We start from the raw sequence: 21,952 nt of genomic DNA, 5'->3' as shown, positions 1-21,952 counted from the left end.
CATCACTTTTGTTATAATTAGCGAGTAAATTTCTTTAAAATTCTATCGTGTAAAAGCTAAATGTAAGATTTTTATACGGTATGATTAAATAGATAAGCAATTTTTATTCCATAGATAAAAAATAAATAAATACAATAGATTAGCTAAAATAATAGCAGGTCTGAAAGGAGGGTTGTAAAAAATATTTACACTTTTTAGCGCTTTGGCGAACGGTAGATCAAGATATTTCAGAGATAAAATATGGATATAATTTAATGGTTTAAGGGCAATAGGTTTCTAATAGGATTAATAAGTTTTTAAAGTGTAAAAATATGACAAATTGATAATGTTATTATTCAGCACCATCACCTCGTTTTTTAGGTTGCTCTAAATTTATTTTGGCTATTCCGTTGTTAGCGTCACTGCTGATATCTTTCTTTTTATCCTTAATCCTAGTGGGCTATTTTCGGCGCTATGCTACACGTAAAGGATTACTGGATATCCCCAGCGCTCGTTCTTCTCATCAGCTACCTATCCCAAGAGGAGGGGGTATAGTCTTCGTCGTCCTATGGCTTGGAGCGATCTTGCTAAGTGGGGGAGATGAGTTATCTTCCGATGATATATCGCTTTTTTTTCCAGGGGCGATTTTAGTAGCTGCTATTGGCTATATGGATGATCACCATAATTTAAGTCCGTTAGTACGGATTTTAGTGCATTTTATGGCAGCTTTAATAACTCTCTATTTTTTACTCCATATCCCTCCCTCCTACGATAGCTTGAAGGTACTTAGTTCTCATTGGTTAAAAGGGCTAGGTTTAATATTGCTCATCGTGTGGTCTATTAATCTATTTAATTTTATGGATGGCATTGATGGCCTCGCTGGAGCAGAGGCTTGTTTTATATTTCTTATCGGGGGCGGGTGGTTATGGGAGGTAGGAGCACATCATTACGCCTACTTTGCTTGGCTACTGGTAGCCACCGTAGCAGGTTTTTTAGTGTGGAATTGGCCGCCCGCTAAAATCTTTATGGGGGATGGCGGTAGTGGTTTTCTGGGGTTTTTAGTTGCAGTTTTTGCGCTTGCGGGAAAAATCTATTGGAATATTCCGATTGTGCTATGGATGATTCTCTACGGGGTATTTTGGTTTGATGCTACGGTCACTTTGCTACGGCGAATCCTCGTTGGAGAGCGTTGGTATCTTGCCCATCGCACCCATGCCTATCAGCGATTATATCAGGCAGAGGGGTCTCACCGTAGATCTCTATTAAGGATCATGGTGATAAATACCGTATTAGGGATAGCTGCCCTTTGGGGAAATATACATCAAGACGCGATTCCATGGCTATTTTGTGGAGTACTGATAGTACTTGGTATTGCTTATTGGCGGGTTGAACGGTTACAGCCCATGCATCCTCTATCAAGATTATAATAAGAATTAACTTAAATTTGATCATATAGGGAGTTGAATGTAATAATAATTTAGCTCTATATAAATTAATAACAAATAACAAATAACAATTAAAGGACTCTAGTGACAGAATTTTCCTTTTCCTCTCGGTGTGGCTTCGTCAAGCAGCTTAGGGTTAGGAATGATGGCCATGATATTGGTGACTCCAATAGAGGTGAAGGCTCAATTATGTGGTTAGGTTGGAGCAAGTAGGCAATAACGTAGTGGCTACCGGCAGCGGGGCATTTGATTTGGATGACTTGCATCTGTTAGCACAATCAAAAATCAATACTACTAGTGATTTTGTTTAGGGGACAGAAAACGGATTAAGTGTTGGGTTGAATATAGAGTTAGGCGCTACTCTTAATCAATTAGATCTAACCTCCGATCATACCATGATAGCTGCTGTTACTGGTGCCATTGTTAACAATAGCGGTGCTGCAGGAAATGTAGCTGCCACCTATATTGGGTTACCGGTGATTAGTTTTGGGATGGAGGAGTACGTCAATGGCAATATTAACGGAACGCTAGCTAACTTCGCTTCTGTTTTCTCTTATGGGTTTACAGCAGCGATCAAACTTCCTGTAAACTAATAATAGGTAACAATTAAGCTGTGCTTCTATAAAAAAGGAGAGATAAAGTGAAAAAAGTTTTTTTATTAATGTTGATGACAGTTTCCTTCTCTGTGGTGGCCGCTAGCGATAAGTCCGATTCGGTAGAAACACAGAAGATTGAAAAACAACAAGGGCAGGTTGCTAAAGATAAACATAAGACTGCGAAATTGGAGAAGGCTGAGAAAAGCCAAAGACAAACCTCAAATGATAAAGATCTAGCAACGCGTATTGCTAAACAAGCAGGAATAGATCAAGGGCAAGTTGAAAAAGTCCTATCTTCATTTAAAGAACAAGTTATTGGGAGTTTAAAGGCTGGAGAGGAAGTGCGCCTTAGCAATTTTGGTAAGTTTTATTCTAAACACATGGATGCGCGGGAAGTACGTAATCCTAAAACGGGAAAAGCTACTCAAGTTTCTTCTCGAAATTATTTACGATTTAAAGCCTTTGCTTCTGGGAATAAACAGCTTAATTGATAATAGATAAGATATTTATATCTTTCTTTTCTTAGAATTTCATAGAGGTACTTCATAGGGAAGTTTTTGGAATATAAGCTTTGATTTCATTTCATTGTTGAGCACGATTTCGCCTTTTTCAAGGCTAGCCGTATGCAGAACTACTAAGCTGTCGTAGCCGCCATCTAAGGTTGACTCGGCGGCTACAATTTCCCCTACATGCTCTTTATCGTTATTGTTGGATACATAAAGGGGATCGGCTGGCTTAGGTGGCTTATCTGTAAGGATATAAGCAAGCAACATTCGGCGGCTAGGTTTTCCTCGGTAGTGCATTCGGGCAATAATTTCTTGTCCAGGGTAGCAGCCCTTAGTAAAGCTCACCCCTCCGCTAAGTTCTAAATTGACTTGCTGGGGAATAAATAACTCTTGGGTTTCAGGATAAATTCTAGCGATACCTGCGCGAATTGTGAGTAATTCCCAGATACGAGTGCCTACTGGATCAGCAGCTTTTTTAAGTTCATTCCAAAGTTCTTGAATAAAGTTAAACTCCCCCATGATCTCAAATCGAGGTAGCTGATCTGGCATTCTAATAATACAGAGATTAGGGGTTTGATATACTTCATTGGCTGTAAGCGGTGTTATATTTAATAACTGTGCAAGCATATTATCGGCCTGTAGACCCGCTAATCCAAAGCGGCAATAATGGTCGCTATCATTGATAAGAGATACACGAGTACGCAAGATATATATGCTGAGTCTTTTTAGCGTAGATTCTAGGATGCTATGAGGAAGGCTTAAGTAAAAATGAGTGTTCCACTGAAAGAGTTGAAAAATAGCGAATAATCGGCCTTTAGGATTACATAATCCCGTTAATTGGCTACGCTGATCATTAACTTCTCTTATATCATTGGTCAGTAGATTTTGGAGAAAAACACGAGCCTCTTCACCAGCAATGGCAATTAAGCCTAAGTGAGATAAATCAGTAATAATAGTATTAGGAAGAGCGGCTAATTTTTCCCGAGAACCTCTAAAATAGAGTACGCTATCGTTCTTAAAAACTGCGCCTGCTTGTATCAGAAAGGATCGCCATTTCTGCTCCATTAGCTGATTTTCTCCCTTGGTGATGATGTATACCGTAGCCGTTAGTTAATAATCCACATTGCTTTGATATAAGCCAATTAGCGCTTTATTTAAAAACTAATTTAAAATAGACTCAACCTTAGAGAAAAAGATAGGATTATATAAACTAAATGAGTCAAAAAGGAGCCAATGGCAAATAAAAGCCTTCGCCCTACTTTTTTTAACCTAGCTTTGATTCGTTTTCAGTCGAATGCGGTAGCTTCTATTTTACATCGTCTCTCTGGGATTACTCTTTCGCTATTAATTCCTGTTTTTGTTTATTTATTTGATCTGTCTCTTCGAGATGAAGAAAGCTTTTCTCGCGTAATCCAATTTTGCAATCATCTGGGGGTTCAATTAGTAGGTATAATAGCTCTTTGGGCGTTGATTCAGCATATTCTGACTGGGATTCGGTTGTTGTTGTTTGATGCTCATATTGGCGTAAAGGATTGTCGCCCTAGCCGAGGTGCCTATGCTGCTATTATTTTAGCGATAATAGTAACGCTGCTGATTATAGGAATTTTATTGTGAAAGGAGTCATGGCGGGCTTACGGGCTTGGCTAGTGCAGCGGGTAACTGCCATTGTCATACTAGGGCTATTGCTGCTATTTTTTGTTTTTGATCTTACCGAATCCCCGTTTAAAACTTTTGAGGCTTGGACGGCATGGGTGAATAGCCCATTAATAAGCATCATGATCGCGCTTTTTTTTGGTGCCCTTCTGTTCCATGCTTGGGTAGGATTGAGAGATATTATTTTGGATTATGTACATACTACGGTGCTGCGTCTATTTTTCTATTCTTTGGTGGCGATAGGGTACAGCAGTGTAGGTTTTTGGGTGATTAGAATATTGATGCGATGAATTTACCTCGGCGATGTTTTGATGTTTTAGTCATTGGCGCAGGTGGAGGAGGTTTGCGAGCGGCCTTGCAGCTGTCTCAGGCAGAAGCGAATGTAGCTGTAGTCTCTAAAGTTTTCCCTACCCGTTCCCATACGGTGGCTGCTCAAGGAGGAATTAATGCAGCATTGGCTAACGTATCTCCTGATAACTGGCTATGGCACATGTACGATACAGTGAAGGGAAGTGACTACCTAGGCGATCAGGATGCAATAGAGTATATGTGTCGGGCTGCTGCCCATTTGGTAATAGATCTGGAGCATGCGGGTGTTCCCTTTTCTCGATTAGAGAACGGAAAAATTTATCAACGAGCTTTTGGGGGTCAAAGTCAGAATTTTGGTGAAGCACAAGCTGCTCGAACCTGTGCTGCTGCCGATCGTACAGGACATGCTATTCTTCATAGTCTATATCAACAGAATATTAAAGCTAAAACTCATTTTTTCGATGAATTCTTTGCTTTAGATCTCATTAAGGACATAAGTGGATATATTCTTGGGGCTGTAGTTTTAGAGATTGAGACTGGGCAGCCTTGGATTATTGAGGCTAAATGCACTTTGCTGGCTACAGGGGGAGCTGGGCGGCTTTTTCGCACCAATACCAATGCTCGTATTAATACTGGTGATGGTATGGCTATGGCTTTACGGGCTGGAATCCCGCTACAGGATATGGAATTCATTCAATTTCATCCTACCGGTATTGCTGGTAAAGGAATGTTAATTACTGAGGGTGCTCGGGGAGAAGGAGGGTATTTGATCAACCGAGATGGCGAGCGTTTTATGGAGCGCTACGCCTCCCATGCAAAAGATCTTGCTAGCCGTGATGTAGTGAGTCGAGCAATTTATACTGAAGTGAAAGAAGGGCGAGGTTGCGGCCCTCATGGCAATTATGTTTTGCTCAAGCTAGAGCATTTAGGGGAAGCTGTCATTAAAGATCGCCTACCGGGTATTCGGCAGCTTACTTTGACTTTTTTACATTTAGATCCCGCTGAAAACCCTATTCCTGTGTACCCTACATGTCACTATATCATGGGGGGTATTCCGACCAATCGTTTTGGTCAGGTGGTTGCCCCTTATAAGGAGGGAGCAGAGGAGGCTATTCCTGGGTTATACGCTGTTGGAGAATGCGCCTGTGTTTCAGTTCATGGCGCTAACCGCTTAGGGGGAAATTCATTATTAGATATTGTAGTGTTTGGCCGGGCTGCGGGTAATCATATTATTGCACACCTAAAGAAGCACCGCTATCATCGAGCATTAGCTGCTGATGATGTAGATCAGGCTTTAGCTCGTTTAGCTCGTTGGGAGCGCTCTGGTAATGGGGAAAACATGGATGAATTACGGGCAGAACTCCAGAGTGTGATGGAACAAAATTGCGGCGTATTCCGTAATAAAACCGTGCTTGAAGAAGCTGTTAAAAAAGTGACAGTAATAGCAGAGCGTTTGCAGGATGTGCGGTTGAAGGATCAGAGTAAGGTTTTTAATACGGCGCGGCTTAATGCGCTAGAATTGGAGAATTTAGTAGAATTATCCCAGGCGGTCGCTTGTTGTGCGTTGGCAAGGCAAGAGAGTCGAGGGGCTCATTACCGCGTGGATTATCCTGAACGAGATGATATTCGTTGGCTTAAACATTCACTGTATTTTAAGGGGCAAACGCAAATTGAATACAAGCCAGTACGGTTAAAACCTTTAACGGTAGAAACATTTCCTCCTAAAGAACGAGTTTATTAAACTTAGGGATAGGTAGAGAATCGTGCGATTTCGTATTTATCGCTATAACCCAGAGACAGATAGCAAGCCTTATATGCAGGATTATCAGCTGACCGAAATTCAGCCAGATATGATGTTATTAGATGCGCTAGAGCAGATTCAGGCTCAGGATGAAAGCCTTGCTTTTCGCCGCTCTTGTGGAGAAGGAGTCTGTGGTTCTGATGGGATGAATATCAACGGGCGCAATGGTCTAGCCTGTATTACGCCTTTAATAGCGCTTAAAGAACCGATAACTTTACGTCCTTTACCAGGTATGCCAGTTATTCGCGATTTGGTGGTAGATTTAAGCCAGTTTTATCAACAGTATCGCGCTGTTAAGCCGTGGTTAATTCGGGAAGATCCAGATCCAGAAATTGAGTTTCTTCAATCTCCTGAGGAGCGGAAACGCTTAGATGGCCTCTATGAATGCATTCTTTGTGCATGCTGTTCTACAAATTGCCCTTCTTGGTGGTGGAATCCAGAAAAATTCCGAGGACCCGCCGCTCTACTGTGGGCTTATCGTTTTTTAGCGGATAATCGAGATCAAGCTACTGAGGCGAGGTTATCAGAACTCAATGATGCCTATAAATTATTTCGCTGTCATACAATTATGAATTGTACGGAAGTGTGCCCTAAAGATTTGAATCCAGCAGAGGCTATCAGCCTTATTAAGTGGCAGATGCTAAAGGACGGTACATAAGGCAATGTTAGAGGAAGCTACCCGTCGTCGGTTACGCTGGCGCTGCCGTCGAGGAATTCTAGAGCTAGATCTATTATTAGAGGCTTTTCTAGAGGCTTCCTACTCCATTATTTCCGATGAAGAAAAACGAGTATTTGAAACGATTTTATGTTACCCAGACTCTGAGTTATGGGGATATTGTTTTGAAGAAAATCTCCATTCAGATCCTTTGATTGCAGATGTCATTGCTAATATACGCCGCACCGCTTTACCTTAAACGCTATCCGTCGGTGATTTTGTCCGCGTATATTGGGATTGTCCATGGAGGAGCTTTAATACTTCTTCTTTATCTAGATCTTCCATTAGAATTTATCTTATTTCTTGGTGTGATAGTTTCTATTAGTTTTTACTGTAATTTACAGTATCAAGTTTTACTTTTAAGTCCTAGAGCAATTACTCAGGTTATCTGGGATAGGCAAGGTATTTGGTTTTTATGTCAGCGTAACAAGATAAAGTATGTTGGTGAACTGCTTCCTAGCTGTTTTGTAAGTTCTCATTTAATTGTACTTAACTTTCGAGTTGGCGTTTGGTGGCGGCGCGTAAGCGTAACCTTATTATCGGATAATGTCGATTTAGAATCTTTAAGACGATTGCGGGTACGTTTACGGGTAACTCGTTCTTAAGCATTTATGTTAATGTGGTATTTGAATCTGATTCCCAATAATCATTAATGCTAGAAGACTCATATTTTGGAGGGACAAGTATGGTATCTTGCGCTATAGAGTTTTTATGGGGGTAATCTAAGATATAGTGCAATCCACGGCTTTCCTTGCGTGCTAGCGCCGATTGAATGATCAAATCGGCAACAACAACTAAATTGCGTAGTTCGATGAGATCATTAGTAATGCGGAAATTGCCATAATACTCAGCGATTTCTTGAGCTAATAAATCAACCCGATGTTTAGCCCGCTGCAAACGTTTCACTGTACGAACAATACCTACGTAATCCCACATGAATCGACGTAGCTCATCCCAATTATGGGCAACGATAACCTCTTCTTCAGAATCGGTGACTTGGCTCTCATCCCATGGAGGTAAAGATTCTGGGGGTGGAGTTTTTTTAATCTGCTGATTGATATCCTTGGCAGCTGCTCGGGCAAATACTAAGCACTCTAGTAGTGAATTACTGGCCATGCGGTTAGCCCCATGAAGCCCCGTACAAGCCGTCTCACCAATAGCATAAAGATTGCTAAGATCGGTTCGTCCTTGGAGATCCGTTATGATACCACCGCAAGTATAATGAGCAGCTGGAACTACTGGTATAGGCTCTTGAGTAATATCAATACCTAGCTTTAAGCATTTAGCATAAATATTAGGAAAGTGTTGATAAATAAACTCTGCGGGTTTATGGCTAATATTTAAATGGACATAGTCAATCCCTAACCGTTTCATTTGATGATCAATGGCTCTAGCTACAATATCACGCGGGGCTAGCTCATTACGTGGGTCAAAGTGATGCATAAAAGGATCACCGTTAGGCAGAAGTAATCGTCCACCTTCTCCACGTAAAGCTTCAGTGATAAGAAAAGACTTAGCAAGAGGATGGTAGAGGCAGGTTGGATGAAATTGAATAAACTCCATATTAGCTACGCGGCATCCAGCGCGCCAGCCCATGGCAATACCGTCTCCAGTACAAACATCAGGGTTACTGGTATAGAGATATACTTTACCTGAACCGCCAGTGGCTAGAACCACGCAGCGAGCGCTAAAGGTTTCTATCCGACCTTGGGTGCGATTTAGCGCATAAGCCCCTAGACACTGATTGTTACCCCTTTTTCCTAGTTTATGGTGGGTGATTAAATCGATAGCGATATAGTTCTCAAGTATTTGAATATTGGCTTTGCGTTTAGTAAGTTGAGCCAGCTTAGTTTCTACTGCCCAGCCAGTAGCATCGGCTGCATGGATGACGCGACGGCGACTGTGGCCACCTTCTTGGGTAAGGTGGTAGTGAAGCTTGTTTTTATCCCGAGTGAAGGTAATGCCTTGATTAATCAGCCAATTGATGGCCTCTTTGGCGTGTTCCACCGTAAAGCGAACTGCTTTTTCGTGGCATAAATCAGTACCAACCCGTATAGTATCCTCAATGTGAAATTCTGTAGAATCGCTTTTATCAAGAGCTACAGAAATACCCCCTTGGGCATATAGGCTTGCTCCCTCTTCAAGGGTGCGTTTTGATAAGACGGCGATTTTGGTTTTAGAATCTAGGTGTAAAGCTAATGTTAGACCTGCTGATCCGCTGCCGATAATTAATACATCATAGTTATGAGACATGGGCTATGAACGCTTTAGCTATTTAGGTATACGACTCGAAATAATAAACTTATAAGTACTTATTTAATACATTATGGGGTACGAACTACTTAATCAGGTAACTGTCTATGATGTTGGTAGGCCAAGTTACTTCCCAATAGGGTAACTGGTCTGGTATGAGCGACAAGCAAGTTGATTATGAGCTAGTACGATGCGTTCAGCATGGAGATAAAGCAGCATTTGATATGCTGGTGCTTAAATACCAGCGAAAAGTATTAAGGCTTGTTTCTCGCTATATCCATGATTCTGGGGAGGCTCTAGATGTAATGCAAGAGGTATTTATCAAAGCCTACCGAGCTTTACCACATTTTCGAGAAGAAAGTGCCTTTTATACTTGGTTGTATCGTATCGCTATTAATACCTCGAAAAATCATTTAATAGCACAAAATCGCCGGCCCCCAGAAAACGATATTGATGCGAAAGAGGTAGAACAGTATGCTGTAGAAACAGCATTAAAAGATTATGCTACACCGGAGCATTTGCTACTACGTGATGAAATTGCTAGAACAGTAAGTAAAACTATTGAAGCGCTACCTGATGAGCTACGTATGGCGATTACTCTACGAGAGCTTGAAGGGATGAGTTATGCCCAGATTGCTGAAGCCATGGGTTGTCCAATTGGTACCGTACGCTCGCGTATTTTTAGGGCACGAGAGATTATTGATGAAAAAATTAATCCTCTTTTAATCAATCTTACCACTTAAATTAATTATTTGAGGGTATTTATTGCCCTAATAGTATTAATGGATTATAGAGGGTTGAAGTCGTGATGAATGATAAAACTAATGAGCAATTATCAGCTTTAATGGATGGAGAACTACCATCTAGAGAAATAAAGTCAGTACTCTTAGCGTTTAAAACCCAAAAGGAAGTACGTAGACGCTGGTTGGCCTATCATTTAGCTAGGGATTCTATGCATGATCACCTACCAGAGATATCTTTACAGCATCTAGCCATGAAGATTTCTTATACCCCAGATGATGAGTCGCTGGCAGTAAAACAATATCGTAGTAAAGACATCTCTAAGCAAGTCTATCTAAAGTGGCAATATCTAGCAAGCCTTGCCTTAGCCGCATCATTAAGCGCAGTTACAGTACTGGGAATACAGGCGTTAATGAGCAAACCGATCCCATTAGAACCTCAGGCTATAAACGGTTCACCTCAAGTTATTTCCAATTTTCAAACAATATCTGCTTTAGAAAATAATCATCCTGCAGCGGTTTTAGATCGGGGGGTTAAGGAGCGTTTAAATACTTATTTGGTTAATCATACTGAGTATATTAATATGCCAGGAATGCTTCGTTATGGGCGTATCGTGTTTTATGAAAACCCTAGGTAATTCCTATTGGGAATTTTCTTCAGTGTTCTTAGTAGCCCTGATGATATCTTCCTTAGCAATAGCCAATGAATCCGATACTGCATTACAATTAATTAACGGAGTGGAGCAAGCCTCCAAATCCCTTAACTACAAAGGGGTTTTTGTTTATTTACGAGATAGTCAGTTGGAAGCTGTTCGTATTATCCATAAGGCAGATGAGCTTGGAGAGTATGATCGTTTGATTTCCCTTAATGGCATGCCACAAGAGATTATCCGTAATAATGGGCTAGTGACTTGTGTGTTTCCTGATAATAAAACAGGATCTGCTAGAGGTGAAAATTTCCACGATAAAAATTACTTTCCAAAGCGCTGGTCGACTAAATTAAAGGTGATAGGTGATCACTATCAATTTTCCATAGGAGGAATGGATCGAGTTGCGGGAAGAAGTGCGCAACGGGTGATTATTACCCCTATAGATCAATATCGGTATGGCTATCGCTTATGGGTGGATAGTGAAACTGGGCTATTGCTGAAGACTACTATGATAGGAAAGGAAGGTGGTACACTAGAGCAAATCATGTTTACCTCAGTACTGTTGCGCGAAAAAATTGAAGATACTGATTTGTTGCCGACAGTAGCAGGAAAAAAAACTTCATGCCGCCAAAGTAAACCATTGAAGGTTGAAGCCAGTGACTATGAAAGTAAATGGGAGGTTGATTGGGTGCCTGAAGGCTTTACTTTAGTTGCTCACGGCAAACACCTACTACCTAATAGCCAAGCGCCTGTAGAGCATTTTGCTTACTCAGACGGGTTAGGCTCGGTGTCGGTATTTATTGAGCCTATTATGGAGGATCATCAAAGCTATTTACGTGGTTTTTCGAGCATGGGAGCGGTGAACGCCTATGGTATTATTCAGGCGCTTCATAATTTAACCATAGTGGGAGAGGTTCCCCATACGACGGTGGAGCGAATCGGTAAATCCATCCATTATATTAACTCCAGTGCTGATTAAATCCTCAGGTGTGATTGTAGAGAAAGCCCGTGTAGTAGCAACGGATGCAACATACGCTTGGGTTGAGAAAGTGCAGGATATTGGCTGTAATTTTTGCGTTGCTAGTAATGAATGCGGTACCAGAGAAATTACGAGATATCTAATAAAAAAGCCTATGATAATAAAGGCATTTAACCCAATAGGGGCAGAAATAGGGGAGAGTGTTATTGTAGGAATTTCTGGAAAAGCATTTCTTTTAAATGCTTTCTTACTTTATATAATGCCACTACTGATCATGTTTTTAGGTGCTGGATTAGGCGAAATCCTAGTTCAATATTTTGGTAGTGGTGAGAATATAGTGATATGGCTAAGCCTTGGAGGGTTATTAGGAGGAGTCTTAGGGATGAGACATATAAAATTGGGACAGGTTTTGAGCTTAAAATTATGCATCCTGAAAAGGATAGTTGTGCAAAATAAAATTATTATAGATGATTATCCATAATTCTCCTTTAGCCTCAGTATTAAGAGATCTAGGGCAGTATTTAAGATAAAATTTTAATTTACTAATAAATTATTTTTCCTAAGCGGTAAATATTGGGAGCTAGTATGAAGATTTTTTTGGGTAAGCAATGGGTGTTTTTTATAGCACTGTTACTGATAATAAGCGGCGTGCAGGCGGAAGGATTACCAGATTTTACTGAGTTAGTGAAAAAAAATAGCCCTGCAGTAGTGAATATTAGTACTACTCAAAAGGTTACTCGAAGCGGACCTGGCTTTCCGCGTGGATTACATCAGTTTCCAAAAGGAACCCCATTTGATGATTTTTTTCGCCACTTTTTTGGCGATCAAGGAGGAGATGAGGGTCAGCAAAAATTTGAAACTCATTCTTTAGGATCAGGGTTTATTATTTCATCGGATGGATACATTATCACCAATTACCATGTTATCCGTGATGCTGATACGATCATCGTACGCCTCAATGATCGTAGAGAATTAGAGGCTAAGGTAATAGGTAGCGATGAACGTAGCGATCTTGCACTGTTAAAAGTAGGGACGGAAGGATTACCAACGCTAAAACATGGTAACTCGCGTGATCTTAAAGTAGGTGAATGGGTATTGGCTATTGGATCGCCTTTTGGTTTTGAGTACTCAGCTACAGCGGGGATCATTAGCGCGCTTGGAAGGAGCTTGCCAGAGGAAAGCTATATACCGTTTATTCAAACAGATGTGGCAATTAACCCTGGAAATTCGGGTGGCCCACTCTTTAATTTAGCAGGAGAGGTGATAGGGATTAATTCTCAAATTTATAGTCGTACCGGTGGATTTATGGGTCTTTCCTTTGCGATACCCATTGATGTGGCGATGGAGGCTGTAGCGCAGCTTAAGGAAAAAGGACAGGTGACTCGTGGCTGGCTTGGAGTGATAATTCAAGATGTAACTCGAGAATTGGCTGAATCCTTTGGGTTGGAAAAACCGCAAGGTGCTTTAGTCGCTAAGATATTACTTGGTAGTCCAGCGGCTGCAGGGGGAGTCCAAGTAGGTGATATTATTCTTAGCTTTGATGGAAAGCCGGTACCTCAATCCTCGGCACTACCACCCTTAGTTGGGCTAGCAAAGGTAGGCCAGACTATTAATGTTCAGGTTTTACGAAGTGGTGCTCAAAAGACGCTTAAAATCAAGATTGGCGAGCTGCCAGAAGAAGGAGAACTGCAGAAGGCTGTTGGTAAACCAGGGCAAATTATTGAAAAACGGCTCTCTCTTGAGGTCGCTGATCTGAGTACTGAAAAACGGGCGCAGTTAAATTTGGACTCGGGTATACAGGTTATCAATGTAACAGAGGGACCCGCTTCTGAGGCTGGAGTTCAAAGCGGTGATATTTTGCTAAGCATTAATGATACTCAGATAAAAGATATTAAACAATTCAAAGGTGTAGTGGAAAAACTTCCTTCAGGTAAAACTGTGCCGATGCTGCTACAGCGAGGACAGAGTACTTCTTTTATTGCCATAAAAATACCGAAGAATAGTTAGGGCTACTCGTTGCCTAAATGAAATAATACAAAGATTTTTATCAAAATCTATAATTAAGATGCCGGTTAAACAAGGGTCTTTGGCCGGTATTTTGTTTTATAGCTAATGTTTATTTTACCTGCTGCAGCATGAAGAATATTCGAAACTTCTCCATTATCGCTCATATTGATCATGGTAAATCTACAATAGCTGATCGCTTTATACAGATTTGTGGCGGGTTGAGCGAACGTGAGATGGATCATCAGGTTTTGGATTCTATGGATCTTGAACGTGAACGAGGGATTACGATTAAAGCGCATAGTGTCTCTTTACGTTACCAAGGGCGTAGCGGAGAGAATTATGAGCTGAATTTTATTGATACCCCAGGGCACGTAGATTTTTCTTATGAGGTGTCCCGATCATTGGCCGCTTGCGAAGGGGCTTTATTAATTGTTGATGCTTCTCAAGGTGTTGAAGCCCAGAGTGTTGCTAATTGCTATACGGCGATTGAGCAAGGCTTGGAAGTAGTCCCTGTGCTTAATAAAATTGATCTTCCTTCGGCAGATCCTGAGAAAGTATGTCAAGAAATTGAAGAAATTATTGGATTAGATGCTAGTCATGCCCTACAGGTGAGTGCTAAAACGGGGCAAGGAATTGAGGAAGTGCTGGAAGCGCTCATTGAGCGTATTCCTCCGCCTAAGGGTGATCCCGCCGCGCCTTTGCGAGCGCTTATCATTGATTCTTGGTTTGATAATTACTTAGGCGTTATTTCTCTAGTACGGGTCGTGGATGGTAGCCTTAAACTTAAGGATAAGATTATGGTTATGTCTACTGGGCAGTATTATCAAGTAGAAAAAATAGGCTTTTTCACCCCTAGGCGCCAGGAAATTGAGCAACTTTCTGCTGGCGGAGTAGGCTATGTGATTGCTGGAATCAAGGAGGTCAATGGAGCGCCAGTAGGGGATACTTTGACTCATGCTGGGCAACCAGCGATTAAGTCGCTGCCTGGATTTAAGCCTGTGAAGCCCCAAGTTTTTGCTGGGCTATTTCCTGTAAATTCTGATGGCTATGAAGATCTTCGAGAAGCACTTGCCAAACTTCGCCTTAATGATGCAGCTTTATTTTATGAGCCGGAAACTTCACAAGCCTTAGGTTTTGGTTTTCGTTGTGGTTTCTTGGGTATGCTACATATGGAAATTGTGCAAGAGCGACTAGAGCGAGAATATAACGTAGATCTCATTACTACGGCCCCCACAGTAGTTTATGAAATATTGACTCATAAGGGTGAGGTCTTACCCATTGATAATCCCTCTTTACTGCCTGATCCTGGATATATTGCTGAAATTCGTGAACCTATTATTCAAGCTGATATCTTGGTACCTCAGCAGCATGTTGGTGCTGTTATTGGTCTTTGTGAGGAGAAGCGAGGAGTACAAAAGCGACTGCAGTATTTAGGGAATCAGATTTTACTTCACTATGAATTACCTTTAAGTGAAGTAGTGCTTGATTTTTTCGAACGCCTTAAATCTGTAAGCCGGGGTTATGCTTCCCTTGATTATCATTTTTTACGTTTTCAAGCAGCTGATTTAGTAAAATTGGATTTATTGATTAATAGCGAGCAAGTAGACGCTCTTTCGCTTATCGTTCATCGAGATCAGGCCTACTATAGAGGGCGAGAGCTGGCTGAAAAAATGAGGGAGCTTATTCCACGACAGCTATTTGATATTGCTATTCAGGCTGCAATTGGGGCGCATATCATTGCCCGTACGACGGTAAAGGCTTTACGTAAAAATGTAACCGCTAAATGTTATGGAGGTGATATTACCCGTAAGCGTAAGTTACTAGAAAAACAAAAGGCAGGTAAAAAACGCATGAAACAGGTAGGATCGGTAGAAATACCCCAGGAGGCATTTTTGGCAGTATTAAAAGTAGGGAAAAAGCTTTCCTAAAATAAGTTTGACGCTGATTAGGGTTTTTTAGATTCTGGTTTTGTAAATAAGGGTAGTTGTTTCTAATGAGTTTTGATTTTCCTACAATGATGGTAATTGCTGCCGCAATTACAGGAATGATTTGGGCTTTAGATGCGTGGCTATGGGCACCTGCGCGGCGGAAAGCAGTGGCTAGAATAGGTTCAGATGTAGCTCATGAATCTACTGCGATAGGGTCTATTAAGGAGCCTCTATTAGTAGAGTATGCACGCTCCTTTTTTCCTATCATATTTACTGTTTTAGTATTGCGCTCCTTTTTAGTAGAGCCCTTTCGTATCCCTTCAGGATCTATGATTCCAACACTTATGGTTGGAGATTTTATTCTAGTAAATAAATTTGTTTATGGGTTTCGATTACCTGTTATCAATAAAAAAATTATCAATATGGATGAGCCCCATCGAGGTGACGTGGTTGTGTTTCGTTACCCTAAGAATCCTAGCGTCGACTATATTAAGCGAGTAGTTGGGTTACCAGGTGATCGCATTAATTATGTTAATAAAACTATTTATATTAATAATGAGCCTATGCGGCAAGAGGTCACGGGGCCTTACTATCAAGAGGATCATTCATATGGTTACCCTGATGAGCTTCGGATTGAGTATTTTGGAGATAAGGATCATCAGGTTGTAGTTAACCCAGGAATTATTCTTGGGGAAGGTGAGTATGAGGTGCCTAATGGTCATTATTTTATGATGGGAGATAATCGAGATCGGAGTAATGATAGCCGTTTTTGGGGAGTGGTGCCAGAAGAGAATTTAGTAGGCAAAGCGTTTATGGTTTGGATGAGCTGGCGCTGGGATCAGGGAGGGGTTATTTGGGGACGTATCGGAAAATCGATAAATTAATAATAAATAAAGTACTCATTTATACCTAAGAGTGAGTACGGGTAGTAAAAACCTTACTGATTATATGTTTTTGTTGTTCAACGTATAAATTGATGTTTTTCCCCTAATGGCTAAAAGTTTAAAACAGCTGAGTCAAAAATTAGGGTATCATTTCAAAAATCCTGCTTTGTTACTGCAAGCAATGACTCACCGTAGCGCTGCTAAAGAAAATAATGAACGCTTGGAGTTTCTAGGGGATTCAATTCTAAATTTTATCATTGCTGATCTCCTCTATGGTTACTTTCCTGAAGCGCAAGAGGGAAAATTAAGTCGAATTAGATCAACTTTAGTTAAGGAAGATAGCCTAGCAGAGCTAGCCCGAGAGCTTGAAATAGGGAGTTACTTAGTTCTAGGTCTGGGTGAATTAAAAAGTGGGGGTTGCTATCGTACTTCGATACTTGCAGATGCTTTTGAAGCGGTGATAGGCGCTATTTACTTGGATAATGGCTTAGAAGCTTGCCGCCAGTTAATAGAGTTGCTCTATCGTGATCGATTAGCAGCGCTGACTAGTGAATCCGTGCTTAAAGATCCTAAAACTCGTCTTCAGGAGTATCTTCAAGCTCGGCAGCTACCCTTGCCGGATTATCGAATAAATGCGGTTAGCGGGGAGTCTCACGAGCGGATTTTCCAAGTTCAATGTATTATAGATAACTTTCCATCTAGAATAGGTACTGGTTATAGCCGACGTAAGGCTGAACAGGATGCAGCAACTCAGATTTTAGAGCTATTATTATTAAGAGATAAGAACACGGATGACTGAAGGGCTTATTAAGGAAGATAACAATATCCGCTGTGGTTATGCTGCGCTTATTGGTCGTCCTAACGTAGGTAAATCAACTCTACTTAATCATATTTTAGGCCAGAAAGTAAGTATTACTGCCCATCGACCACAGACAACACGGCATCGGATTTTAGGGATTAAAACTCTGCCTAGAGCTCAGGTGCTTTATGTGGATACTCCAGGTTTTCAAGATAAAGAACGTCGATTAATAAATAGATATTTAAATCAGTCAGCAGATTCTACGATTGAAGAAGTAGACTTAATTTTATTTATTGTAGAGGCTAATCGGTTTACTAAAGATGATGAATGGATCTTACGGCGATTGGCTAAATGTACAATTCCTATTGTCCTTGTTCTTAATAAAATAGATCGATTAACTGATAAGAAATTGTTGCTGCCAATGATAGAACAGATCTCTAGGAAAATGGAATTTACAGCGATTGTTCCTATATCAGCTTGGAAAGGAGATAATATATCGGCATTAGAGAGAAAAGTTGTTGAACTGCTACCAGAAGGGCCAATGATATACCCTGAGGATCAAGTAACAGACCGCAACGAACGTTTTTTAGCAGCAGAATTCATCCGTGAGAAATTAATTCGCCACCTAGGGCAAGAGTTACCCTATGTGCTTACGGTGATGGTGGAATCTTTTGAGGAAGAGCAAAATCTTTATCGGATTGCAGCAGTAATTTATGTTGAACGGCTTGGGCAAAAAGCTATTGTAATTGGAAAGGAAGGGGAAAGACTTAAGCAAGTGGGTTATGAGGCTCGTATTGCCATGGAAAAAATGTTTGAGCGTAAAGTTTATTTGAAACTATGGGTTAAAGTTCGCGAAGGATGGCCAGATAATGAGCATTTATTGCATAGCTTTGGTTACAAAAATAATTAATTAAAGGTTTAGAATGTCTTTCCTTTGACACTTTTTTTCCTCACACAGTATTTTTGACCGCTTATCTTTTTAGAATATTATTTATTAAGGTTGCACCATTTGGTGAGTAGGTAATGTAGATTGATTAAGGAATTTCCGCGTATTCAACGTCTCCCACCTTATGTTTTTAATATTGTCAATGAATTAAAGACTAAGGCTCGTGCTCGAGGAGAGGATATTATTGATTTTGGAATGGGCAACCCGGATCATGCTACCCCGAAGCATATTGTAGATAAGCTGGTAGAAGCTGCGCAACGCCCAGATACTCATCGCTATTCCGTCTCACGGGGTATTCCTCGGTTGCGGCGGGCTATCTGTCATTGGTATCGCCGACGCTATAATATAGAGTTAGATCCTGAAAGTGAAGCTATTGTGACTATAGGATCAAAAGAAGGGTTAGCGCATTTGGCGCTGGCAACTTTAGGTCCAGGAGATGCTGTTTTAGTCCCTAGCCCAGCCTATCCTATTCATCCTTATGGGGTTGTGATTGCTGGCGCTGATATACGCCATGTTCCGCTTATATCAGGAGAGGAATTTTTTACTGAATTAGAAAAGGCTATTAAAGATACTTGGCCTCGACCCAAGATGTTGGTGCTTAATTTTCCGGCTAACCCAACTGCTTGGTGCGTAGATCTGCCTTTCTTTGAACAGGTGGTTGCCATAGCTCGTGAGTACAACCTATGGGTTGTACATGATCTTGCCTATGCTGAGATCGTATTTGATGATTACTATGCCCCCTCAATTTTACAGATACCAGGAGCTAAAGATATTGCTGTAGAGTTCTATTCGTTATCAAAAACTTATAATATGCCAGGTTGGCGAGTGGGATTTATGTGCGGTAATTCAATATTGGTTGCCGCTTTAGCGCGCCTGAAGTCTTATTTAGATTATGGCACATTTACTCCTATTCAGGTAGCGGCTATTACTGCCTTAGAGGGTCCTCAGGATTGCGTCAAAGGAATTTGTGAAATTTATCAAAAACGCCGTGATGTTTTGTGCCAAGGACTCTCTGATATAGGTTGGCAAATAGAATTGCCAAAGGCAACGATGTTTGTTTGGGCACCTATTCCAGAGCCATTCTGCCACTTAGGTTCTTTAGAGTTTTCTAAAAAACTGCTAAATGAAGCTAAGGTAGCTGTATCTCCTGGGGTTGGTTTTGGTACCTACGGTGACAGTTATGTTCGTTTTAGTCTAATTGAAAACGAACACCGTACTCGCCAAGCTATTCGCGGAATTCGACAGATGTTTAAGCGCGCTTAATAAATATTTAATTACTTGATCAAAGAGGAAATTTATTGGAACCGGTTAAGATAGGGTTACTAGGCTTAGGAACAGTGGGTAGCGGCACAGTGAATGTGCTCTCGCGTAATGCTGGGGAAATTGCCCGCCGTGCTGGGCGGGGTATTCAGATTTGCTGGGCGGCTACTCGTGACCTTTACAAGGATCGTAGCTGTAAGATAGAGAATATTAGGCTAACCACTAATCCACGGGAAGTGGTGATCAACCCGCAAGTGGAAGTGGTTGTGGAACTGATGGGAGGAGTTGATTTAGCTTACCATCTAGTGCTTGAGGCGATTACCCAAGGTAAGCATGTAGTTACGGCAAATAAGGCATTAATTGCACTTCACGGTAATGAGATTTTTGCAGCTGCCCAGAAAGCAGGGGTGATGGTTGCTTTTGAAGCGGCGGTAGGTGGAGGTATTCCGATTATCAAAGCGCTACGAGAAGGTCTAGCAGGTAATCGTATTGAGTGGGTGGCTGGGATCGTCAATGGTACCAATAACTTTATCTTGACAGAGATGCAGGATAAAGGATGCAGTTTTGCTGAGGCATTGTTAGATGCTCAGCAGCGTGGTTATGCTGAGGCAAATCCAGCTTTTGATATAGAGGGTATTGATGCTGCCCATAAAATGACAATTTTAGCCTCTATCGCTTTTGGTATCCCATTGCAATTTGAACAAGTATATACCGAAGGTATTTGTACGATTACTCGCGAGGATATTGATTATGCTGATCAACTGGGTTATCGAATCAAACATATGGGTATTGCTCGACGGGGAGAAATAGGCATTGAGGTTAGGGTGCACCCTACCCTAATTCCATATCGCCGTTTAATTGCTAATGTAGATGGGGTAATGAACGGAATTGTGGTAAAGGGTGATGCGGTAGGATCAACCCTTTATTATGGGCCAGGGGCTGGTTCTGAGCCCACAGCTTCTGCAGTGATTGCTGATTTGATAGAGGTGGTGCGCGCTTTGACTTCTGATCCAGAAAATAGAGTACCCCACCTTGCTTTTCAGCCTGATGCGCTGGTAGAAATCCCAATTCTTTCGATGGAAGAGGCTAAAACAGCCTATTATTTACGTATGCAAGCTATAGATCGCCCAGGCGTACTTGCAGAAATTACTTATATATTGGGGGAACAAGGTATTAGTATTGAGGCAGTTTTGCAAAAAGAGCCGGCCTTTGGGGAGAGCTATGTTCCTATTATCATGTTGACTCAGCCGGTATTAGAGCGAAATATGAATCAGGCAATTTGCCGGATTGAGGCACTAGAATCCATTGAAGGGAAAATAGTACGAATTCGACTAGAGACTCTGGATTAAAATATTACTATAGGATTTGCGCTTACCAATCTTATTTAAGAAATAATAAAGATAGGGTTTTAGATGATGCCATTTCGATCACATTACATAGGTCTTATTGACAAATACCGCGATCGGCTACCTATTCATGATGATACTCGGATTATTAGCCTAGGAGAAGGAAACACCCCTCTGATTAGGTTGAACAATATCCCAAAAGCATTTAATCGAGAAGTCGATATTTATATCAAGTATGAGGGGCTTAATCCTACTGGGTCTTTTAAAGATCGAGGGATGACTGTAGCTGTCACTAAAGCTGTAGAGGAGGGAAGCCGGGCTATTATCTGTGCGTCTACCGGCAATACTTCAGCTTCTGCAGCTGCCTATGCAGCGCGAGCCGGGATTAGGGCTTTTGTCCTTATTCCTGAGGGTAAAATTGCTTACGGCAAAATTGCGCAAGCGATGATGCATGGGGCGGTGGTGATTCAAATAAAGGGTAACTTTGATATAGGTATGCAGCTAGTTAAGGAGGTGGCGAGTAAAGCTCCAGTCACTATTGTAAATTCAATTAACCCTTATCGAATCCAAGGACAAAAAACTGCCGCTTTCGAGATTGTTGAGGAGCTAGGGTTTGCCCCGGATTTTCACTGCCTACCGGTGGGTAATGCGGGTAATATTACTGCTTACTGGATGGGTTACAGTGAATATCATTCCCAAGGGTTTGTAAATACGCGACCTCGTATGTGCGGTTACCAAGCTAGCAAGGCAGCCCCTTTTATAGAAGGAAAAATGATTGATAAACCAGAGACGGTTGCTACAGCTATTCGCATTGGCTATCCCCAAAGCTGGGATAAAGCTTGGAGGGCACAGCAAGAATCTCAGGGTTGGTTTAGTGCCTGCTCCGATGAGGAGATCCTAGTGGCTCAGAAGCTACTTGCTGAAAAAGAAGGTATATTCTGCGAACCAGCTTCGGCGATTTCTTTAGCAGGAACAATGCGGGATATCGAAACTGGAAAAATACCCGGTAATAGCAAGATAGTTTGCACGCTAACGGGTCATGGTCTAAAAGATCCCAATACTGCAATTGAGCAGTGCAAAGCGCCAATAGTAACCATTGAGTCTAAGCTTGATCTAGTGCAAGCTGCTATTTTAGATAGGCTAACAGGATAATCTC

23 protein-coding genes are annotated in these 21,952 nt (G+C 41.4%); 21 read left to right on the top strand and 2 right to left on the bottom strand.

Annotated features, from left to right (window positions below; genetic code table 11):
- Positions 1-434: 434 nt before the first annotated feature.
- The 3 genes from TAO_RS07765 (at position 435) to TAO_RS07755 (ending at position 2,511) form a co-directional block, all read left to right on the top strand.
- Positions 435-1,406 carry an MraY family glycosyltransferase gene (locus tag TAO_RS07765; protein WP_231910630.1) on the top strand — a complete coding sequence of 324 codons (972 nt, stop codon included), beginning with the start codon at positions 435-437 and terminating at the stop codon, positions 1,404-1,406.
- Positions 1,407-1,762: 356 nt separating this feature from the next.
- On the top strand, positions 1,763-2,017 hold the full coding sequence (locus tag TAO_RS07760) for a hypothetical protein (RefSeq protein ID WP_096527367.1): 255 nt from the start codon (positions 1,763-1,765) through the stop codon (positions 2,015-2,017).
- A gap of 47 nt (positions 2,018-2,064) precedes the next feature.
- On the top strand, positions 2,065-2,511 hold the full coding sequence (locus TAO_RS07755; protein WP_231910629.1) for an HU family DNA-binding protein: 447 nt from the start codon (positions 2,065-2,067) through the stop codon (positions 2,509-2,511).
- 39 nt (positions 2,512-2,550) lie between these two features.
- Here TAO_RS07755 and ygfZ read toward each other — a convergent pair whose 3' ends face one another.
- Positions 2,551-3,591 (bottom strand): CAF17-like 4Fe-4S cluster assembly/insertion protein YgfZ, encoded by a 1,041-nt coding sequence (gene ygfZ, locus TAO_RS07750; protein WP_096527366.1) that lies wholly within the window; start codon positions 3,589-3,591, stop codon positions 2,551-2,553.
- A gap of 168 nt (positions 3,592-3,759) precedes the next feature.
- Here ygfZ and sdhC point away from each other — a divergent pair, with 168 nt between their 5' ends.
- The 6 genes from sdhC to TAO_RS07720 are packed head-to-tail and all read left to right on the top strand — an operon-like array spanning position 3,760 to position 7,609.
- A complete protein-coding gene (sdhC, locus tag TAO_RS07745; protein ID WP_096527365.1) occupies positions 3,760-4,140 on the top strand; it encodes a succinate dehydrogenase, cytochrome b556 subunit in 381 nt (126 codons plus the stop codon).
- On the top strand, positions 4,137-4,469 hold the full coding sequence (gene sdhD, locus TAO_RS07740) for a succinate dehydrogenase, hydrophobic membrane anchor protein (protein ID WP_231910628.1): 333 nt from the start codon (positions 4,137-4,139) through the stop codon (positions 4,467-4,469). The genes sdhC and sdhD overlap by 4 nt, the downstream gene beginning before the upstream one ends.
- Positions 4,466-6,229 (top strand): succinate dehydrogenase flavoprotein subunit, encoded by a 1,764-nt coding sequence (sdhA, locus tag TAO_RS07735; RefSeq protein ID WP_096527364.1) that lies wholly within the window; start codon positions 4,466-4,468, stop codon positions 6,227-6,229. The genes sdhD and sdhA overlap by 4 nt, the downstream gene beginning before the upstream one ends.
- 22 nt (positions 6,230-6,251) lie before the next feature.
- Positions 6,252-6,947, top strand: a complete 696-nt coding sequence (locus TAO_RS07730) for a succinate dehydrogenase iron-sulfur subunit (RefSeq protein WP_096527363.1) — start codon at positions 6,252-6,254, stop codon at positions 6,945-6,947.
- Between the two features lie 4 nt (positions 6,948-6,951).
- On the top strand, positions 6,952-7,203 hold the full coding sequence (locus TAO_RS07725) for an FAD assembly factor SdhE (protein ID WP_096527362.1): 252 nt from the start codon (positions 6,952-6,954) through the stop codon (positions 7,201-7,203).
- The gene (locus TAO_RS07720; RefSeq protein WP_096527361.1) at positions 7,166-7,609 is read left to right on the top strand and encodes a protein YgfX; all 444 of its coding nucleotides are present in this window, start codon (positions 7,166-7,168) and stop codon (positions 7,607-7,609) included. The genes TAO_RS07725 and TAO_RS07720 overlap by 38 nt, the downstream gene beginning before the upstream one ends.
- A 4-nt stretch (positions 7,610-7,613) precedes the next feature.
- On the opposite strand, the gene nadB is transcribed toward TAO_RS07720, so the two are convergent.
- Positions 7,614-9,257, bottom strand: coding sequence for an L-aspartate oxidase (gene nadB, locus TAO_RS07715; RefSeq protein WP_096527360.1), 1,644 nt, complete (start codon positions 9,255-9,257; stop codon positions 7,614-7,616).
- A 155-nt stretch (positions 9,258-9,412) separates the two neighbouring features.
- Here nadB and rpoE point away from each other — a divergent pair, with 155 nt between their 5' ends.
- From rpoE to thrC, 12 genes are all read left to right on the top strand, one after another.
- Entirely contained in the window at positions 9,413-10,000 is a 588-nt protein-coding gene (gene rpoE / locus TAO_RS07710) for an RNA polymerase sigma factor RpoE (RefSeq protein ID WP_096527359.1), read from the top strand.
- 65 nt (positions 10,001-10,065) lie between these two features.
- Positions 10,066-10,635, top strand: a complete 570-nt coding sequence (locus TAO_RS07705) for a sigma-E factor negative regulatory protein (protein ID WP_096527358.1) — start codon at positions 10,066-10,068, stop codon at positions 10,633-10,635.
- On the top strand, positions 10,619-11,626 hold the full coding sequence (locus TAO_RS07700) for a MucB/RseB C-terminal domain-containing protein (RefSeq protein WP_096527357.1): 1,008 nt from the start codon (positions 10,619-10,621) through the stop codon (positions 11,624-11,626). The genes TAO_RS07705 and TAO_RS07700 overlap by 17 nt, the downstream gene beginning before the upstream one ends.
- A gap of 10 nt (positions 11,627-11,636) precedes the next feature.
- Positions 11,637-12,107 (top strand): SoxR reducing system RseC family protein, encoded by a 471-nt coding sequence (locus TAO_RS07695; RefSeq protein ID WP_172419086.1) that lies wholly within the window; start codon positions 11,637-11,639, stop codon positions 12,105-12,107.
- Positions 12,108-12,211: 104 nt separating this feature from the next.
- Positions 12,212-13,633, top strand: coding sequence for a DegQ family serine endoprotease (locus TAO_RS07690; RefSeq protein ID WP_096527355.1), 1,422 nt, complete (start codon positions 12,212-12,214; stop codon positions 13,631-13,633).
- Positions 13,634-13,761: 128 nt separating this feature from the next.
- The gene (gene lepA / locus TAO_RS07685) at positions 13,762-15,561 is read left to right on the top strand and encodes a translation elongation factor 4 (protein ID WP_096527354.1); all 1,800 of its coding nucleotides are present in this window, start codon (positions 13,762-13,764) and stop codon (positions 15,559-15,561) included.
- Between the two features lie 65 nt (positions 15,562-15,626).
- Positions 15,627-16,445: a signal peptidase I gene (lepB, locus tag TAO_RS07680; RefSeq protein ID WP_096527353.1), complete on the top strand. Its 819-nt coding sequence runs from the start codon at positions 15,627-15,629 to the stop codon at positions 16,443-16,445.
- 106 nt (positions 16,446-16,551) lie between these two features.
- A complete protein-coding gene (gene rnc / locus TAO_RS07675; protein ID WP_096527352.1) occupies positions 16,552-17,244 on the top strand; it encodes a ribonuclease III in 693 nt (230 codons plus the stop codon).
- A complete protein-coding gene (gene era / locus TAO_RS07670; protein WP_096527351.1) occupies positions 17,237-18,154 on the top strand; it encodes a GTPase Era in 918 nt (305 codons plus the stop codon). Before rnc ends, era begins: the two co-directional genes overlap by 8 nt.
- Positions 18,155-18,274: 120 nt before the next feature.
- A complete protein-coding gene (alaC, locus tag TAO_RS07665) occupies positions 18,275-19,453 on the top strand; it encodes an alanine transaminase (protein ID WP_096527350.1) in 1,179 nt (392 codons plus the stop codon).
- Between the two features lie 35 nt (positions 19,454-19,488).
- Positions 19,489-20,799: a homoserine dehydrogenase gene (locus TAO_RS07660; RefSeq protein WP_096527349.1), complete on the top strand. Its 1,311-nt coding sequence runs from the start codon at positions 19,489-19,491 to the stop codon at positions 20,797-20,799.
- Between the two features lie 66 nt (positions 20,800-20,865).
- Positions 20,866-21,948 carry a threonine synthase gene (thrC, locus tag TAO_RS07655; protein ID WP_096527348.1) on the top strand — a complete coding sequence of 361 codons (1,083 nt, stop codon included), beginning with the start codon at positions 20,866-20,868 and terminating at the stop codon, positions 21,946-21,948.
- The last annotated feature ends 4 nt before the right edge of the window (positions 21,949-21,952 follow it).

The sequence above is a fragment of the Candidatus Nitrosoglobus terrae genome, from assembly GCF_002356115.1.
Taxonomy (GTDB): Bacteria; Pseudomonadota; Gammaproteobacteria; order Nitrosococcales; family Nitrosococcaceae; genus Nitrosoglobus; species Nitrosoglobus terrae.
The sequence above is the reverse complement of the archived record's forward strand: the minus strand, read 5'-3'. Positions and strand labels throughout refer to the sequence as shown.

What these genes read in the sequence shown, in the direction of transcription:
- rpoE (WP_096527359.1), top strand. Translation starts at nt 9,413, where the DNA reads ATGAGCGACAAGCAAGTTGATTATGAGCTAGTACGATGCGTTCAGCAT.
- lepB (WP_096527353.1), top strand. Translation starts at nt 15,627, where the DNA reads ATGAGTTTTGATTTTCCTACAATGATGGTAATTGCTGCCGCAATTACA.
- sdhA (WP_096527364.1), top strand. Translation starts at nt 4,466, where the DNA reads ATGAATTTACCTCGGCGATGTTTTGATGTTTTAGTCATTGGCGCAGGT.
- TAO_RS07700 (WP_096527357.1), top strand. Translation starts at nt 10,619, where the DNA reads ATGAAAACCCTAGGTAATTCCTATTGGGAATTTTCTTCAGTGTTCTTA.
- thrC (WP_096527348.1), top strand. Translation starts at nt 20,866, where the DNA reads ATGCCATTTCGATCACATTACATAGGTCTTATTGACAAATACCGCGAT.
- era (WP_096527351.1), top strand. Translation starts at nt 17,237, where the DNA reads ATGACTGAAGGGCTTATTAAGGAAGATAACAATATCCGCTGTGGTTAT.
- nadB (WP_096527360.1), bottom strand. Translation starts at nt 9,257, where the DNA reads ATGTCTCATAACTATGATGTATTAATTATCGGCAGCGGATCAGCAGGT.
- TAO_RS07720 (WP_096527361.1), top strand. Translation starts at nt 7,166, where the DNA reads ATGTCATTGCTAATATACGCCGCACCGCTTTACCTTAAACGCTATCCG.
- TAO_RS07705 (WP_096527358.1), top strand. Translation starts at nt 10,066, where the DNA reads ATGAATGATAAAACTAATGAGCAATTATCAGCTTTAATGGATGGAGAA.
- lepA (WP_096527354.1), top strand. Translation starts at nt 13,762, where the DNA reads ATGAAGAATATTCGAAACTTCTCCATTATCGCTCATATTGATCATGGT.
- rnc (WP_096527352.1), top strand. Translation starts at nt 16,552, where the DNA reads ATGGCTAAAAGTTTAAAACAGCTGAGTCAAAAATTAGGGTATCATTTC.
- ygfZ (WP_096527366.1), bottom strand. Translation starts at nt 3,591, where the DNA reads ATGGAGCAGAAATGGCGATCCTTTCTGATACAAGCAGGCGCAGTTTTT.
- TAO_RS07690 (WP_096527355.1), top strand. Translation starts at nt 12,212, where the DNA reads ATGAAGATTTTTTTGGGTAAGCAATGGGTGTTTTTTATAGCACTGTTA.
- sdhC (WP_096527365.1), top strand. Translation starts at nt 3,760, where the DNA reads ATGGCAAATAAAAGCCTTCGCCCTACTTTTTTTAACCTAGCTTTGATT.
- TAO_RS07725 (WP_096527362.1), top strand. Translation starts at nt 6,952, where the DNA reads ATGTTAGAGGAAGCTACCCGTCGTCGGTTACGCTGGCGCTGCCGTCGA.